The organism is Undibacterium sp. RTI2.2, from assembly GCF_035018705.1.
Classification (GTDB): domain Bacteria; phylum Pseudomonadota; class Gammaproteobacteria; order Burkholderiales; family Burkholderiaceae_D; genus Undibacterium.
Window position 1 is genome coordinate 45,992 of record NZ_JASJXN010000001.1, and the last position, 16,463, is coordinate 62,454.

Here is a 16,463-nt window from a genome sequence, read left to right on the forward strand (position 1 = left end):
TTATTGTCCAAAGAATATATGGACAGTCAATATATACATGGATGGAGTATGTGGAGCTGCTTGAGTGAATAGTCTGGCGAATTAATGCATCAGCCAGCGTCGTAGAGCAAAGCTAAGCCAGTCAACCATCGCAACTAACATCAGCATTGCAATGATCACTGTGGCAGCGCTTTGCATTTGGAATAAGGACAAAAAATACTTCAGCATTTGCCCCAAACCGCCAGCGCCGACTACGCCCAAAATGGCGGCAGCGCGGATATTGTTTTCCCAGCGGTATAAGGTGTATGACAGCATTTGCGGCAAGGCTTGCGGTAGCTTGGCATACAAAAATGCGTTGATCGCGGTGGCGCCGTTGATGCGTAAAGTGGATTCTGCATGCGGCGACGTATTTTCTAAACTCTCTGCAAATAATCGTCCTAGCACGCCGGTGGTATGTGCGGCCAAGGCAATCGTACCGGCGAATGACCCCAAACCTGCGGCGATCAGCATGATGGATGCCCACACCAGTTCCGGTATGGCACGGGCGACATTCAGAAACAAGCGGGTCGTGCTCATGGCGATGACGCCAAAGCGTCCGCTGGCGGGCAGCGCCAAAAGTAGTCCTAAGATTGCCGCAATCAAGGTGCCTAAAGCCGACATCGCCAAGGTCTCAAACGTAGCAATGCCGACTTTGTGCAGCATGCCGGTGGAGAGATCAGGCGGTGCAAATCCTTGCAGAAATTCGATTGTTTTGCTACCAGCGTCTGCGGTAAATAATTCATTCCATTTGGACGGCAAGCTGATAAAACTGGCAATCACCAATGCTAATAAAAGTAATAATGTGACGGCGGTGACAGGGCGCATCATCTGTGGTGCTTTGGGTAAATTGACTGCTGGCTTGGCCGCATTCATATTTATATTCACATTCGCATTCACATCCAGATCAGGGTGACTCATGTCGCCAGTCCTTTTCTGAATAATTTACTGACGCTATCGGCGATCGCGACCAGCACCACAAACACCAGCAACATGGTCGACACTTCTGCGCCAGATAACATTTTGAGCGACTCATCCATGCGCTGCCCTAAGCCCCCCGCGCCTACAAAACCCATCACGACCGAGCCGCGGATCGCACATTCCCATCGATAAATCGTGTACGAAGTCAGCTCTGCCGCAGCGTTAGGCAAAGCGCCATAGAAGAAGGCGGTGAGTCGGCTGCATCCATTTTGCAGCAAGGTATCGGTTGCCAGCGGATCGCTGGTTTCTAAAATTTCGGCATACACTTTTCCTAGCATGCCCGCATAGGTGAGGGCAATTGCCAGCACACCCGCGGTCGGTCCCAAGCCGACAATGCGGACAAATAACAAGGCCCACACCAGCTCCGGCACACTACGCAACAGCACGAGTACCCAGCGTATGGTCTGGCGGATAAGCATCGCAGGCCAGCTCATACGCCGCAATCCTATGCGTGAGATGGACAGGTGCTCATTAATGATCAGTGTCAGAGGGATCGCTGCGATCATGGCGAGCGCCATGCCCGCGCTTGCCATCGCGATTGTTTGCCAAGTTGCGGTTGCGACGATAAGCAGAAATTCTGTGGAATGCGCTGGCGGGAAAAACGCGATTAGAAAACGCCAGGTCGCATTCAGACTTTGCGCGTCCATCAGTTCCCACGGTTTGAATTCCGTCATCACCAGCATCGGCCACAAGAGTATCAATCCGAGGACAAACAGAGTGATGCGACCGCGCCAGGCGGGATCAGTTGTTATTGTGGAGCCAGATGGCATGGAGGTCAGTAACATGCGCACGATTATTAAAAGCAGCGCTGATCAACGGCACAATTAGCCAGTGCATCAATGTCGGCTTGCATTGCATCTGACGGATTTGGATTGCCGACCATACTCGCCATACCCGGTTCTAGCAGATCAGCGCTTGCATTTTGATATAACGCGGCAATCATCTCATCTGTCACATGTTCACTATCAAAAAAAACTTTGCCGTCGCGCAAGCCGATAATCCGTTTGAAATACTGACGTGCCAATTCAACCTGATGCAGGCTGCATACCATCGTGGCTTGCCGTTGGGTTGCTTCTTGTTGCAGAGTTTGCAGTGTTTGGATTGCCAGTCTTGGATCAAGCGCAGACAGCGGCTCGTCAATCAACAGCAGTTTTGCATCAGACAAAATGAGCCGTGCTAAAGCGCAGCGCTGACGTTCTCCACCAGATAAGCGGTCCACGCGTGCATATAATTTATCTTGCAAATCAAAACGTGATAAAGCCTGCCAGGCAGCGAGCGGGTCGGTCGGTTTGAGCAGACTACGCAAGGATTTCCACAGCGACCATTGCGGCAGACAACCCGCCAGCACGCTGGTAATCACGCGTTGTCTTGCCGGTAGTGGTGGGGTTTGCGGCGCTAAAAAAAGTTGGCTACGTAAGTTGTGTCGTGCGCGATGTGACAAGGTCCACGGCTGTTGACCTAGCAATTGAATCTGACCCAACTCGGGTCGCAAGGCGCAAGCCAGGGTGTGTAGCAAAGTCGTTTTACCTGCACCAGACGGGCCGATAATCGCGACTTGCTCGCCTTGCTTTAGATGCAGCGTCAGATTATTCAACGCCCATTCTGGCGCACCTGCGTTTTTGCCCGAACGATTACTGGACGCAGGATGGCCTACATGCACACCATCCAATTGCACGCTGGCTGAGCTCACGTTGGCACCGTTCTCCATGAGGCCAGTTACTTTTGAGTCTGACATGCAAATTTATTTCAGCAAGCCAGCGTTATGTGCAGCAGCTTCGATCGCTTTATAGTTCTCTGCTTTAGTAGGAATAAAACGAGTCGCACGTTGCAAATCTAAAATTTCTTTATCTTGTGGATTGGCTGGGTCTAAAGATAAAAATGCATCGCTGATTTTTTTGCGCAATTCCGCAGGCATATCGGCGCGTACCGACCAGTTGTAATCAAAATAGCCTGGTGTCGTGAAGAACACTCGCACTTGTTTGGTATCCACTTTGTTTTGTGAGACCAGTTTTTCCCAGACCGAAATGTTCAAGGCGCCTGCATCTACCTTGCCACCAGACACCGCAGCCACCGTTGCATCATGCGCGCCAGAAAAAGCGATACGCTTTAAATCGGTATCAGGATTAATTTTGGCAGCCAGCAAATACGAGCGCGGCATTAAATGACCAGAGGTGGAGGATTCTGAACCGAAGGTGAAGGTCTTGCCCTTCAAATCTTCTAGCTTAGTGATAGCGGGATTGGTAGTGATGAAAACGGATTTAAACTTTTCATCTTCTTCGCGCTGTACCAGCGGAACGACCTGACCTTTGCTGCGGGCATTGGCTTGCACAAAGGTAAAACCGCCGAACCAGACCATATCCAGTTTGTTATTGATCAAACCCTCAACCGAAGCGGCGTAATCAGTCACTGGCGTGAATTCAACTTTCATGCCCAATTTCTTCTCCAGATACGCGCCCAGTGGTTTGAACTTGCGTTGTAACTCTGTCGGTGCTTCATCAGGGATCGCAGAAACCCGCAATACCTGCTGCGCCAATGCTAAGCCAGATGCGGATAATAAAGTCGCAGCGACAGCGGCATGGAACAAGCGGCGTGAGGGTAAAAAAGAAGATAAAAAGCGCATGATGTGTTTCCTTGAATAAAGTTGAAATAATAATACTGGTAGTGGGTATATTTTAGTCGTCCATATATTCATTGGACTATCAGTCATATTTGTAAAATAAATTGGGGAGTATATTCAATAAATTGATCGAACACCCAGAAGAAACAAGTGGTGAACAACATTAAAGAGCAACAGCGAAGCGTAAAGTAATGCAAAAGAGATCGGAGAAAAAGAGCAAGATAATTACATCTGCACTAAGCTATTTTTCTTAACTCGGCTCAATTTTATTCAATTTTGTTCAATAAGCACTACACATCTTTAGTGTCGGTCGGAGCTGGATTTTGTTCGTGCTCTAATGCTAAATAATGGCTTTGATTACGACCACTTTGTTTGGCTTTATACAGCGCTGCATCGGCAGCTTCCAGCAAATTATGGAGTGAAATATCTTTATCACTCAAATACGTGCTGACGCCGATACTGATACTGATTTGCTGACAAATCCGGGATTTGGTATGTGGAATGGCGATATCAAAAATCGCAGCACGGATTTTCTCCGCAAATTGCATCGCACCTTGTTCTGGCATATTCGGCATCATCAGAACGAATTCTTCACCGCCATAACGTGCCACGATATCGGTCGCACGCAAGAGCTGTGTCTTTAATGTTTTTGCGACTTTGATAAGCGCTTTGTCACCCGCGATATGACCGTAAAAATCGTTGTACTCTTTAAAGAAATCAATATCCAACATAAAGATCGATAAGGGTAATTTTTGGCGACGAGAATGCGCCATCGCAATTGCAAAATGCTCGTCAAAAAAGCGCCGGTTGTAGATGCCGGTAAGGCTGTCGGTACTAGCTTCTTTCTTCAATATCTCTGAGTGTGAGCGCAACATTTTTTCGCGCTTGATGGAGGCGCTGGAGTCGGTAATCTGGATTAGGCAACAGCGTTCTTCATCATCAGAAAATAACGGTGTGATCGAAATAGATTGGTGCATACGTACACGGTCGTCACTCAGTTCGCTGGGATCATATAAGGCCAGCGGCGAGCGATGCAGAGCGTTCGATAATACGACAGGCAAGCCGTAATTTAAGGTATTGCGGAGCGAGGTTAAAAAAGCCGCGCTCGGGCTTTCATTAAACACTTCAGCGAGTTTTTTTGTGATTGCTTGGTCGGTACTGACATCGCTGTGCTTGACCATCCAGTCATTCCACATCAACACTTGTTCATCGGCGTTGACAAGAATCAAGCCCATGTTAATCGTGTTAAAAATTTGGTCAGCTTTTTTTACAAGAAGCTGCTGGGAACTGTTGACCGGTTCCCCTGCGGATTCAGTCATCAGATGTTACCTAAAAAACGGTCAATTTGATCAACGAGATTTTTTAATGATGCAGAACTCAGCAAGAAAACCAGGTGGCCTTCGGAATGGCGTTTTTCTATCGCCAGATCGATATGCAATACCAGAATATAGGGATGTTCCGTAGTCTGAGCAATGCGCTTAAACAGATCCTCAGTCGAGGCAATCGCATAGTGTGGCAACGAGCTGTTGAACGAGATATCGAGCATGTCTGCGACGGCAGATAAACACGCATTGAGTATGATGTTGCCTAGCTCGCACATGGCTTCTTGTTCAAACTCTGCCAATTCTTCTATGCTCATTTGCGAGCCCATCATGTCGCGCACAATTTCCAGCGCATGATCTTCTGTAAAGATCAACACCGCTTCAGCGTCAAATGGCCCTGTAAATTGCTGCGTCACTGCGCCAAAGCGATTGCCTGCAATCGCCATGATGGAGGCATCAATCTCGGTCGATTTTCTGACCTCGACTTTGGGTACGGATAACCTTACTTCATCGCCGACGATTTCGCTCAGGCTGGCTGCGGCTCTGCCGGCGCCGACATTAAATACTTCGCTAAGTGCGTCGAGATGAAGTTCAGTTAAAGTATTCATAAGGATTTAACTTAGCTGCCTAGAAAATGAGTCAGTGCGTTTGCGATCGATTTTTCTGTCACTGGCTTGGCGACAAAAACAGCGCCCAAAGCTTGTGCGCGGGTTTGTAAGGTTTCTTGAATATTGGCTGAAAAAATCACGATACGCATGGAAGGATGTTGACCCAGAATTTTCTCTGCGGCGTCGGTGCCTAGCATGCCGGGCATGTTGACATCCATCGTACAAAAATCAGGTAATTCTTTATCAGCAGTGAGGATGGCCTCTTCACCCGTTGCTGCCTCGACAATAATCCAATCTGCATGCTTGGCCAGAATGTGGGCTTTGATCACCATACGGGATACTTTGCTGTCATCCACGATCAGTAATTTTTTTGTGATTGATGTCATGCGCATTACTTTCTTAACTTAAGTACTTATTTATTTGTTTTTTGTTACAGGCATTTTACCCGAAGGGGCATGCGAAGTAACACCTGATTTGGCAACATCAACCCAGATTTTCCATTAGAACAACGCCGGGCAGTTCGCCAAAGGTGTAATTGTCTCTGTAGCGTTTGCACTGATATCGCAGTGGTGTTATTGCCCTGCACACCGCATGCCATTTGTGTTTATGCGCAGCGGTAGCGGTCTGATGGGAAATCTGGGTTAAGACACAATCTTTGCATTCTTTAACCTACGCCATAAGGTCGTTCTGCTGATCCCTAAATAATGCGCAACGGCTTCACGATTATTCTCAAAATGTTGCATGACTTTTTCTAAGGATGCGCCGTTTAAATTTGCCTGCAGAATGTCTGACGTATCTTCTGATAGATTTGCTAATGCTGCTTCCGTAGCAACTCGGTTGCTAATTACTTTGCTAATCTCACCATACACAAGCCCCGGACTAAGTTCCTGTACAAGCTCAGGTGTAAGCCCCGATGCAAGCTCGGGAGCTACCTTCATCAGCAGACTTGGCGTTAACGCTTGTAAAGGTTCTGCAGCTAAAAACAAGGCGAGTCTTTCCATCATATTACGTAGTTCTCTGACATTACCTGGCCAGTCATGGCGCGCCAATAAATTGCTGCAAGTTAATATTTCTGCATGAAGATTGGCGTGTGGGCGTTTGCCAAGGTTCGCAAGCGCCTGTTTCAGGCACCATTCTGCCAATGGCACCAGATCGTCCTTACGATCCCGTAAGCTTGGCAACTGCAGGCGCAGCACAGCCAGACGGTAAAACAAGTCGGAGCGGAATCGACCCTCTTTTATCCTGGCATCCAGATCGCAATGAGTGGCACTGATAATCCGGACGTCCACCGGAATCGGGCGTATGCCACCAACCCGGACCACTTCGCGTTCCTCCAAAACGCGCAGCAATCTGGTTTGCAGACTCAAAGGCATTTCGCCTATTTCATCCAAAAACAAGCTGCCGCGATGGGCTGCCTCAAATAAGCCTGCATGACCACCGCGTCGCGATCCGGTAAAAGCGCCGTCTTCGTAGCCAAACAATTCTGACTCTAATAAAGATTCTGCAATCGCGCCGCAATTGACGGCGACAAAAGGGTGGCGTGCTCTGGGGCTTTCTTTATGCATCGCCTGTGCGGCGAGTTCTTTACCAGTGCCGGTTTCGCCTTGCAGTAAGACGGTTGCCGGGGAGCGGGCGAAAAGCATAATGGACTGGCGGGTTGCTAGCATTGCAGCAGACTCGCCGCGCAGATCCGAGAGATTGTGGCGTGCACGTAAGGATTCTGCCGCCGGATGATGCCTGCCTCGGGCAGATTCTAGACGGGTTAATCGGGCGATTTCTAAGGCGTCTTCGAAGGATTGGCGGATAGACTCGGCTGAGTACATAAAGATGCCGGTCAAACCCGCTTCTTGCGCCAAATCCGTGATCAGGCCTGCGCCGACGATGGCTTTGATGCCATTTGCCTTCAGTTCGCTAATTTGTGCCCGCGCATCTTCCTCGGTGACATAAGTGCGTTGCTCCAGCTTAAAACCAAACGTATTTTTGAATTCGACCAGTTCTGGCATCGTTTCTTGATAGGTGATCAAGCCGATCTCGGCAGAAACTTTGCGCGCACGCGCTAAGGCTTGCATGACATCAAAGCCGCTGGCTTTGGCAATGACGACGGGAATCGGTAGACGATTTTTGAGATAGGCGCCATTCGATCCGGCAGCAATTACTGCATCGCAACGTTCCGTGAGCAGGCGCTGGCGGATATGTTGGGCGGCTTCTTCAAATCCGAGATGTAATGGTTCGATGGTCGCGCTGCCATCGTATTCGACCATGATGTCGCGGAATAGATCGAACAAGCGCGAGATAGAAACCGTCCAGATAACGGGTTTGTCGCCGCTGTCACGTGCAATTGGTGGAGGTGAGCGCATGATGAGCCAGATTCTGTGAGTGATATTACTGGGTATGTTGCAATGTGTGTTTCATGCAATGTTTCAAAAGATGTTTCAAGTGGCGTTTCATTTTACTCCTTATGGTTCAGTTGAAACATTGATTTGAAACAAATTTGCTTTTTGCAGGAAATTACTATCTGATGATTTAACTTTAAGTCATTGATTTGTATGGTGCTTGATAAAAATCGTGCATGAACTAATGTGACTGGCATATTGATTGCAAAGGCAAGGCTAGTAAAACCGTATTGGTAAAACGAAATACTGCATAATTTTTTGAAAGGTCACATCATGAATCAACTCTCCGCTGGAGCCCGTTTTCGTCAGGCGATGCAAGAAGAATCGCCGCTACAAGTGGTCGGCGCGATCAATGCTAACCATGCTTTGTTAGCGAAACGAGCAGGTTTTAAGGCGATTTATCTATCGGGTGGCGGTGTCGCTGCGGGATCGTTGGGGCTGCCAGATTTGGGCATCTCCAACTTGGACGACGTTTTGACGGATGTCCGCCGGATTACCGATGTCTGCGATCTGCCTTTGCTGGTGGACGTGGATACTGGTTTTGGCTCTTCAGCTTTTAACGTGGCGCGCACGGTCAAGTCGATGATTAAGTTTGGCGCTGCAGCGATGCATATCGAAGATCAGGTCGGCGCCAAGCGTTGTGGTCATCGTCCGAATAAAGAAATTGTCAGCAAGCAAGAGATGGTAGACCGCATCAAAGCAGCAGTGGATGCGCGTACTGATGAGAGTTTTGTCATCATGGCGCGTACTGATGCGCTGGCAGTGGAAGGGCTGGAAGCTGCGATGGAACGTGCCATTGCCTGCGTAGAAGCGGGTGCAGACATGATTTTCCCTGAGGCGATTACAGAGCTGGCGATGTACAAGCAATTTGCCGCGGCAGTCAAAGTGCCGGTCTTGGCGAACATCACAGAATTTGGTTCTACACCGTTGTACACAGTGGAAGAATTAGCCGCTGCCGATGTGGGCTTGGTGCTATACCCGTTGTCCGCTTTTCGCGCGATGAACAAGGCAGCCGAAAGTGTCTACACCGCGATCCGTCGTGACGGCACACAAAAAAATGTGGTCGATACCATGCAAACCCGCATGGAATTGTATGAGCGTATTAACTACTATGATTTTGAGCAAAAGCTGGATGCCTTGTTTATGCAGCAAAAAGCAAAATAAGTTGTGCTTAATTTTTTGTATATGCCTGTAAATCCAGGCCAAGAACTAAGTGATTAATTGTATTAAAACAATATACTCCCCATTATTTTTTGATAAATAGGCTAATTGTCCATAGAATCATTGGACAGTCTAGTTATACTGATTGGGAGTATATTCATATTTAACTGTGGAGAACACGATGACTGAAGCCGTTCCTTTCAAACCAAAAAAATCCGTTGCCTTATCTGGTGTTGCTGCCGGTAACACTGCTCTGTGCAGCGTCGGCAAAACTGGTAACGATTTGCACTATCGCGGCTACGACATTCTGGACGTTGCAGATGCCTGCGAGTTTGAAGAAATTGCGCATCTGCTGGTGCACGGCAAATTGCCTAATATCGCTGAGCTTAAAGCCTATAAAAACAAGCTGAAATCCTTGCGCGGTTTGCCCGCTAATATGAAAGCAGCGCTAGAAGCTCTGCCAGCGTCTGCCCATCCGATGGATGTCATGCGCACGGGTGTCTCGGTTTTAGGTTGCACCTTGCCAGAAAAAGATGATCACAATACGCCAGGCGCGCGTGATATCGCTGACCAGTTAATGGCGTCTCTTGGCTCCATGCTACTGTACTGGTACCACTTTAGTCACAACGGCAAACGGATAGACGTCGAGACGGATGATGATTCTATTGGTGGACATTTCCTGCATCTGTTGCACGGTAAAAAGTCAAGCGCATCATGGGAAAAAGCCATGCATACGTCGCTGATTTTATATGCAGAACACGAGTTCAACGCGTCCACATTTACCTGCCGCGTGATCGCTGGTACAGGCTCTGATATCCACTCCGCTATCACCGGCGGCATTGGTGCTTTGCGCGGACCAAAACACGGCGGTGCTAATGAAGTTGCATTTGAAATTCAGAAGCGTTACGACAATCCGGATGAAGCAGAAGCGGACATCAAAAAGCGGGTAGAAAATAAAGAAGTGGTGATTGGTTTTGGACATCCGGTCTATACCGTGTCTGATCCCCGTAACAAAGTCATCAAAGAAGTCGCACGTCAGTTGTCGGTTGAGGCAGGCTCTACCAAAATGTTTGATATTGCTGAACGCTTAGAAACAGTAATGTGGGATATCAAAAAAATGTTCCCGAATCTGGACTGGTTCTCTGCCGTGTCTTATCACATGATGGGCGTGCCAACTGCCATGTTCACACCGTTGTTCGTCATTGCGCGCACTTCCGGCTGGGCAGCACACATCATTGAACAGCGTATCGATAACAAGATCATTCGTCCAAGCGCGAATTATGTTGGTCCTGAAGATTTGCAATTTGTGGCGCTGAAAGACCGTAAGTAAACAGCTTTTTCGCTAGCTAGCAAACAAGAAATTGGTGGATGCACATGACATACCTGCCACTTTCTTGGCTGCTGCGATTCGATTATTTTAGACTGACTGAATGATGAATACTCAATTCCGCAAACAACTCCCAGGCACTACGCTGGATTACTTCGATACGCGTGCCGCAGTCGATGCGATTGCGCCTGGTGCGTATGATAAGTTGCCATACACATCTCGTGTTCTTGCCGAGAATCTGGTACGTCGTTGCGATCCGGCGACACTGACCGACTCATTGAAGCAATTCATTGAACGTAAGCGTGATCTGGATTTTCCGTGGTTCCCGGCACGTGTGGTGTGTCACGACATTCTCGGACAAACTGCGCTGGTTGATTTGGCCGGTTTGCGTGATGCGATTGCGGACCAAGGTGGTGATCCGGCTCAGGTCAATCCTGTGGTGCCTGTACAGTTGATTGTCGATCATTCGCTGGCAGTGGAGTGTGGCGGTTTTGATCCCGATGCGTTCAATAAAAATCGTGCGATTGAAGACCGTCGTAATGAAGATCGTTTCGACTTCATCAACTGGACTAAAAAAGCGTTCAAGAATGTCGATGTGATCCCGCCGGGTAATGGCATCATGCATCAGATCAATCTGGAGCGTATGTCTCCGGTGATTCAGATCAAAGATGGCGTGGCTTTCCCCGATACTCTAGTCGGTACTGACAGTCACACACCACATGTGGATGCCTTGGGTGTACTGGCGATTGGTGTTGGTGGCTTAGAGGCAGAAAACGTGATGTTGGGTCGTGCCTCGTGGATGCGTTTGCCAGATATTATCGGCGTAGAACTGTCTGGTCGTCCACAACCGAATATTACGGCGACCGACGTCGTTCTGGCCATGACCGAGTTTTTGCGTAAACAAAAAGTGGTTGGCGCGTATCTCGAATTTTATGGCGAAGGCGCTGCTGCATTAACCCTTGGCGACCGTGCAACGATTTCCAATATGGCACCGGAATATGGCGCGACCGCAGCGATGTTTTCTATCGACCAACAAACGATCGACTATCTGAAATTGACTGGACGTGAAGATGAACAAGTCAAACTGGTGGAGACGTATGCCAAGCACACTGGCTTGTGGGCAGATAGCTTGAAGACAGCTGAGTATGAGCGGGTACTGAAATTTGATCTGTCTTCCGTAGTACGTAATATGGCCGGCCCGTCCAACCCGCATGCACGTGTTGCCACTGCTGATCTGGCAAGCAAAGGTATCGCAGGTAAATGGGATGATGTACCAGGACAGATGCCGGATGGCGCAGTCATCATCGCTGCAATTACCAGTTGCACCAATACCAGTAACCCACGTAATGTGATCGCAGCTGCTTTGCTGGCGCGCAACGCTAACAGGCTTGGTTTGACGCGTAAGCCTTGGGTCAAATCCTCACTCGCACCGGGTTCTAAAGCAGTGACTTTGTATCTGGAAGAAGCGGGCTTGATGGGTGATTTGGAGAAACTTGGATTTGGCGTTGTGGCCTATGCCTGTACTTCTTGTAATGGTATGTCCGGTGCTCTGGATCCTGTCATTCAGCAAGAGATTATTGACCGTGATTTATATGCGACTGCGGTGTTGTCGGGTAACCGTAATTTTGATGGACGTATCCATCCATATGCAAAGCAAGCCTTCCTTGCTTCACCTCCTTTAGTGGTGGCATATGCAATTGCCGGTACCGTACGTTTTGATATTGAAAAAGATGTGTTGACTGTGGTCGATGGCAAAGAAATTCGCCTGAAAGATATTTGGCCCACCGATGAAGAAATTGATTCCATCGTCAAATCCAGCGTCAAGCCTGAACAATTCCGTAAAGTCTATGAGCCCATGTTTGCGATTCAGGCCGACAATGGTGAAAAGCTTACTCCGCTGTATGACTGGCGTCCACAAACCACCTATATCCGCCGTCCGCCGTATTGGGAAGGCGCGCTCGCAGCACCTCGCACGATGAAGGCGATGCGTGCATTGGCCGTATTGGGGGACAACATTACGACCGATCATTTATCACCATCGAATGCCATTATGCTGGACAGCGCTGCTGGCGCTTATCTCGCAAAAATGGGTTTGCCGGAAGAGGATTTCAATTCCTACGCAACGCATCGCGGCGATCATTTGACAGCACAGCGCGCCACATTTGCGAACCCGACATTGAAGAACGAAATGGTATTGGAAGACGGCAAAGTCAAAGCCGGCTCATTGGCACGCATTGAACCAGAAGGCAAAGTCACCCGCATGTGGGAAGCGATAGAAACCTACATGGAGCGTAAGCAGCCACTGATCATCGTCGCAGGGGCGGATTATGGACAAGGTTCCTCACGTGACTGGGCGGCAAAAGGCGTGCGTCTGGCGGGTGTAGAGGCAATTGCGGCAGAGGGTTTCGAACGTATTCATCGTACTAATCTGGTTGGGATGGGTGTATTGCCACTGGAATTTAAACCGGGTGTCAATCGCCTGACTTTGCAAATTGATGGCACTGAAACCTTCGATGTCATTGGTCAGCGTACACCTCGTGCCACCTTGACATTGGTGATCAACCGTAAAAATGGCGAACGTATTGAAGTGCCGATGACTTGTCGTCTGGATACAGCGGAAGAAGTATCGATTTACGAAGCGGGCGGTGTATTGCAGCGTTTTGCTCAGGACTTTCTAGAATCAACAAAGGCGATCTAAGAAGCTTAGGGTATGCCATGCGCACCCTTCCGTATTAAATGTCGCAAAGATCAATAGGAATTAGCATGACCCACGTTCCACAAATCAAAATCCCCGCGACCTACATTCGCGGTGGAACCAGCAAGGGTGTCTTTTTTCGCTTGCAGGATTTGCCAGTAGTAGCGCAAGTCTCTGGTGCAGCGCGTGATGCTTTGCTCTTACGCGTCATCGGTAGCCCTGATCCTTATGGCAAGCAGATTGACGGTATGGGAGGTGCGACATCGAGTACCAGCAAGACAGTCATCCTGTCCAAAAGTACCAAGGCGGATCATGATGTGGATTACCTGTTCGGTCAGGTCGCGATCGATAAAGCCTTTGTTGACTGGAGCGGCAACTGTGGCAATCTGTCTGCGGCGGTTGGTTCCTTTGCGATTAGTGCAGGATTGGTGGACGCAAGTCGCATTCCACAAAACGGTGTTGCTGTGATCCGAATTTGGCAAGCGAATATCGCCAAAACCATCATCGCACATGTACCGATTACCAATGGCGAAGTGCAAGAGACCGGCGATTTTGAACTTGACGGTGTGACCTTTCCTGCAGCAGAAGTACAGCTAGAATTTATGGACCCGGCAGCGGATGAAGACGGTGCTGGTGGCTCTATGTTCCCGACCGGGAATTTGGTTGATGACCTGGATGTGCCTGGCGTTGGCATACTCAAAGTGACGATGATCAATGCCGGTATTCCGACTATCTTTGTGAACGCAGAATCCATCGGATATACAGGAACTGAGTTGCAAGATGCGATCAATAACGATCCTGTCGCACTGGCGAAATTCGAAACTATACGTGCCTACGGCGCAGTCCGCATGGGACTCATCAAGCAGGTTGATGAAGCGGCGAACCGGCAGCATACGCCGAAGGTCGCCTTCGTTGCTCAACCTGCTGATTATGTGTCATCTAGCGGCAAACAAGTCGCGGCGGCCGAGATCGATTTGTTAGTACGTGCGATGTCGATGGGCAAATTACATCACGCGATGATGGGTACCGCAGCAGTGGCAATTGGTACTGCCGCCGCTATTCCCGGCACGCTAGTCAATCTTGCCGCTGGCGGTGGCGATCGGACAGCGGTTCGCTTCGGCCATCCTTCAGGCACTTTACGCGTCGGTGCGGAAGCTACGCAGGTCAATGGAGAATGGGCTGTGAAAAAGGCCATCATGAGCCGCAGTGCACGTATTTTGATGGAAGGTTGGGTACGTGTACCAGGCGACTCGTTCTGAGCTTTGAAGCCGTTCCAACTGCTAAAGAAATAAAAATTAACGCCAATAATAAAAAATCAAAAATGCGCGAGGCACAGCAATAATCCCAATGGAGACAATATGAACTTTGCAGACTTTTACCAAAAATCGATCAACGATACGCAGGCGTTTTGGCATAAGGAGGCAGAGCTGATCCATTGGGAAGAGCCGTATTCACAAGCGTTGGATGATTCCCGTCCACCGTTCACAAAATGGTTCGTCGGTGGCAAGACTAATCTCTGTTACAACGCCGTAGATCGCTGGCTAGAAACGCAGGGGGACAAGCCCGCACTGATTGCGATTTCGACAGAAACTAATACAGAAAAAACCTATACCTTTGCGGAGCTGCATACAGAAGTGCAGCGCATGGCAGCCATCATGTTGTCGTTGGGCGTGCGCAAAGGTCAGCAAGTATTGATCTATATGCCGATGATCGCTGAGGCTGCCTTTGCGATGCTGGCTTGTGCGCGTATCGGCGCGATTCATTCTGTCGTATTTGGTGGCTTTGCATCTAAAAGTCTGGCAACGCGGATTGATGACTGCAAGCCCGTGCTGATCGTCTCAGCAGATGCAGGGATGCGTGGCGGTAAGTCTGTGCCATATAAGCCGCTACTGGATGATGCCATTGTGATGGCGACTCACAAGCCAAGCCAGGTTTTGCTAGTTGATCGCGGTCTGGAAAAAATGCAACTCGTTACTGGACGCGATGCTGATTACGCCTCTTTACGACGGCAGTATCTGGAGCCGCATGCTTCGGCAAATGTGCCAATTACCTGGCTGGAATCAAACGACATTTCATACGTGCTGTACACCTCAGGTACTACCGGAAAACCCAAAGGCGTGCAGCGCGATGTGGGCGGTTATGCCGTTGCATTAGCATCGTCGATGAAGCATATTTTTTGCAGTCATCCAGGTGAAACTTACTTCGCCACGTCAGATATCGGCTGGGTCGTCGGACACTCCTACATCGTGTACGGCCCTCTGATCGCTGGTATGGCTACGATTATGTATGAGGGTACGCCAATACGTCCTGATGCTGGCGTATGGTGGAGCATCGTCGAAAAATATAAAGTGTCGCGGATGTTCTCGGCACCCACGGCTGTGCGGGTTTTGAAAAAATATCCGTCAGAGCTGATGAAAAAATATGACTTGTCTTCGCTCAAAGCTTTATATCTGGCGGGCGAACCTTTAGATGAGACAACCTCAAGCTGGATTGCGACAGAGCTTGGGGTGCCCATTATTGATAATTACTGGCAGACAGAAACTGGCTGGCCAATTTTGTCCGTTGCGCGTGGTATCGAATACAAAGAGACCCGGCTCGGCAGCCCCGGTGTCGCTATGTATGGTTATGACGTAAAAATCATCAATGAATCAACAGGAGAAGAGTGCGGCGCTGGTGAAAAAGGGGTTGTTGCGATCAAAGGCCCCTTGCCGCCAGGTTGCATGCAGACGATCTACGGTGATGATCAGCGATTTGTGCAGACTTATTGGAGTAATTTTCCACAAGCGCAGTTATATTCCACATTCGATTGGGGCATTAAAGACGCTGACGGTTATTACTTTATTTTGGGACGTACTGATGATGTAATTAATGTTGCTGGTCACCGTTTGGGAACTCGTGAAATTGAAGAAAGTATTTCTAGTCATCCACAAATATCCGAAGTGGCTGTAGTTGGCGTGGAAGATAAATTAAAGGGACAGGTCGCTATTGCATTTGCGATTTTAAAAAATCCTGAGATTGCGAGCTCACAAGAATCCAGACGGGTACTGGAAGCTGAGGTGATTGCAGTAGTTGACAAACATTTGGGCGGCATCGCCAGGCCAGCGCGTGTCCATTTTGTGACGGTTTTACCAAAAACACGATCGGGCAAATTATTACGTCGCTCGATTCAGGCAATTTGTGAGGGGCGCGATGCGGGTGATTTAACGACCATAGAAGACCCTACTTCGTTAGACCAGATCAAATTGGCAATTATGAGTTGATGACAAACGCGCCTATATTGGTGGTAATGTTGTTACTGTCGGCGTTTTTAAATTGACCGTATTTAACAATCAATTACTTGAGAC

Annotated in this window: 13 protein-coding genes; 5 read left to right on the plus strand and 8 right to left on the minus strand. The window is 48.9% G+C overall.

Annotation, left to right across the window (positions count from 1 at the left end):
* Positions 1 to 81 precede the first annotated feature (81 nt).
* The 8 genes from phnE to prpR all read right to left on the minus strand — a co-directional run bounded on the left by phnE (position 82) and on the right by prpR (position 7,900).
* The gene (gene phnE / locus QN395_RS00180; RefSeq protein WP_322121606.1) at positions 82 to 891 is read right to left on the minus strand and encodes a phosphonate ABC transporter, permease protein PhnE; all 810 of its coding nucleotides are present in this window, start codon (positions 889 to 891) and stop codon (positions 82 to 84) included.
* Between the two features lie 41 nt (positions 892 to 932).
* Positions 933 to 1,781 (minus strand): ABC transporter permease, encoded by an 849-nt coding sequence (locus QN395_RS00185; protein WP_322119487.1) that lies wholly within the window; start codon positions 1,779 to 1,781, stop codon positions 933 to 935.
* A gap of 11 nt (positions 1,782 to 1,792) precedes the next feature.
* Positions 1,793 to 2,731, minus strand: a complete 939-nt coding sequence (locus QN395_RS00190; RefSeq protein WP_323491873.1) for a phosphonate ABC transporter ATP-binding protein — start codon at positions 2,729 to 2,731, stop codon at positions 1,793 to 1,795.
* A 6-nt stretch (positions 2,732 to 2,737) separates the two neighbouring features.
* Positions 2,738 to 3,616: a putative selenate ABC transporter substrate-binding protein gene (locus tag QN395_RS00195; protein ID WP_322119485.1), complete on the minus strand. Its 879-nt coding sequence runs from the start codon at positions 3,614 to 3,616 to the stop codon at positions 2,738 to 2,740.
* Between the two features lie 287 nt (positions 3,617 to 3,903).
* Positions 3,904 to 4,932: a sensor domain-containing diguanylate cyclase gene (locus tag QN395_RS00200; protein WP_323491874.1), complete on the minus strand. Its 1,029-nt coding sequence runs from the start codon at positions 4,930 to 4,932 to the stop codon at positions 3,904 to 3,906.
* Positions 4,932 to 5,543 (minus strand): chemotaxis protein CheX, encoded by a 612-nt coding sequence (locus QN395_RS00205; protein WP_322119483.1) that lies wholly within the window; start codon positions 5,541 to 5,543, stop codon positions 4,932 to 4,934. The genes QN395_RS00200 and QN395_RS00205 overlap by 1 nt, the downstream gene beginning before the upstream one ends.
* An 11-nt stretch (positions 5,544 to 5,554) precedes the next feature.
* Complete coding sequence (locus QN395_RS00210; protein WP_322119482.1) at positions 5,555 to 5,929, minus strand: response regulator; 375 nt, start codon at positions 5,927 to 5,929, stop codon at positions 5,555 to 5,557.
* Between the two features lie 255 nt (positions 5,930 to 6,184).
* A complete protein-coding gene (gene prpR / locus QN395_RS00215) occupies positions 6,185 to 7,900 on the minus strand; it encodes a propionate catabolism operon regulatory protein PrpR (protein WP_322119481.1) in 1,716 nt (571 codons plus the stop codon).
* A 309-nt stretch (positions 7,901 to 8,209) separates the two neighbouring features.
* On the opposite strand from prpR, the gene prpB reads away from it, so the two are divergent.
* From prpB to QN395_RS00240, 5 genes are all read left to right on the plus strand, one after another.
* Positions 8,210 to 9,100, plus strand: a complete 891-nt coding sequence (prpB, locus tag QN395_RS00220) for a methylisocitrate lyase (RefSeq protein WP_322119480.1) — start codon at positions 8,210 to 8,212, stop codon at positions 9,098 to 9,100.
* Positions 9,101 to 9,278: 178 nt separating this feature from the next.
* Positions 9,279 to 10,427, plus strand: coding sequence for a 2-methylcitrate synthase (prpC, locus tag QN395_RS00225; protein WP_323491875.1), 1,149 nt, complete (start codon positions 9,279 to 9,281; stop codon positions 10,425 to 10,427).
* A gap of 103 nt (positions 10,428 to 10,530) precedes the next feature.
* Positions 10,531 to 13,122 carry a Fe/S-dependent 2-methylisocitrate dehydratase AcnD gene (gene acnD / locus QN395_RS00230; RefSeq protein WP_322121605.1) on the plus strand — a complete coding sequence of 864 codons (2,592 nt, stop codon included), beginning with the start codon at positions 10,531 to 10,533 and terminating at the stop codon, positions 13,120 to 13,122.
* A 65-nt stretch (positions 13,123 to 13,187) separates the two neighbouring features.
* Positions 13,188 to 14,378, plus strand: a complete 1,191-nt coding sequence (gene prpF, locus QN395_RS00235; protein WP_322119478.1) for a 2-methylaconitate cis-trans isomerase PrpF — start codon at positions 13,188 to 13,190, stop codon at positions 14,376 to 14,378.
* A gap of 48 nt (positions 14,379 to 14,426) precedes the next feature.
* Positions 14,427 to 16,379 (plus strand): propionate--CoA ligase, encoded by a 1,953-nt coding sequence (locus QN395_RS00240; RefSeq protein ID WP_322121604.1) that lies wholly within the window; start codon positions 14,427 to 14,429, stop codon positions 16,377 to 16,379.
* Positions 16,380 to 16,463: the final 84 nt, after the last annotated feature.

Excerpts from the sequence above, each read along its gene's own strand:
- phnE (WP_322121606.1), bottom strand. The coding sequence starts at position 891 with ATGAATGCGGCCAAGCCAGCAGTCAATTTACCCAAAGCACCACAGATG.
- QN395_RS00185 (WP_322119487.1), bottom strand. The coding sequence starts at position 1,781 with ATGTTACTGACCTCCATGCCATCTGGCTCCACAATAACAACTGATCCC.
- QN395_RS00190 (WP_323491873.1), bottom strand. The coding sequence starts at position 2,731 with ATGTCAGACTCAAAAGTAACTGGCCTCATGGAGAACGGTGCCAACGTG.
- QN395_RS00195 (WP_322119485.1), bottom strand. The coding sequence starts at position 3,616 with ATGCGCTTTTTATCTTCTTTTTTACCCTCACGCCGCTTGTTCCATGCC.
- QN395_RS00200 (WP_323491874.1), bottom strand. The coding sequence starts at position 4,932 with ATGACTGAATCCGCAGGGGAACCGGTCAACAGTTCCCAGCAGCTTCTT.
- QN395_RS00205 (WP_322119483.1), bottom strand. The coding sequence starts at position 5,543 with ATGAATACTTTAACTGAACTTCATCTCGACGCACTTAGCGAAGTATTT.
- QN395_RS00210 (WP_322119482.1), bottom strand. The coding sequence starts at position 5,929 with ATGACATCAATCACAAAAAAATTACTGATCGTGGATGACAGCAAAGTA.
- prpR (WP_322119481.1), bottom strand. The coding sequence starts at position 7,900 with ATGCGCTCACCTCCACCAATTGCACGTGACAGCGGCGACAAACCCGTT.
- prpB (WP_322119480.1), top strand. The coding sequence starts at position 8,210 with ATGAATCAACTCTCCGCTGGAGCCCGTTTTCGTCAGGCGATGCAAGAA.
- prpC (WP_323491875.1), top strand. The coding sequence starts at position 9,279 with ATGACTGAAGCCGTTCCTTTCAAACCAAAAAAATCCGTTGCCTTATCT.
- acnD (WP_322121605.1), top strand. The coding sequence starts at position 10,531 with ATGAATACTCAATTCCGCAAACAACTCCCAGGCACTACGCTGGATTAC.
- prpF (WP_322119478.1), top strand. The coding sequence starts at position 13,188 with ATGACCCACGTTCCACAAATCAAAATCCCCGCGACCTACATTCGCGGT.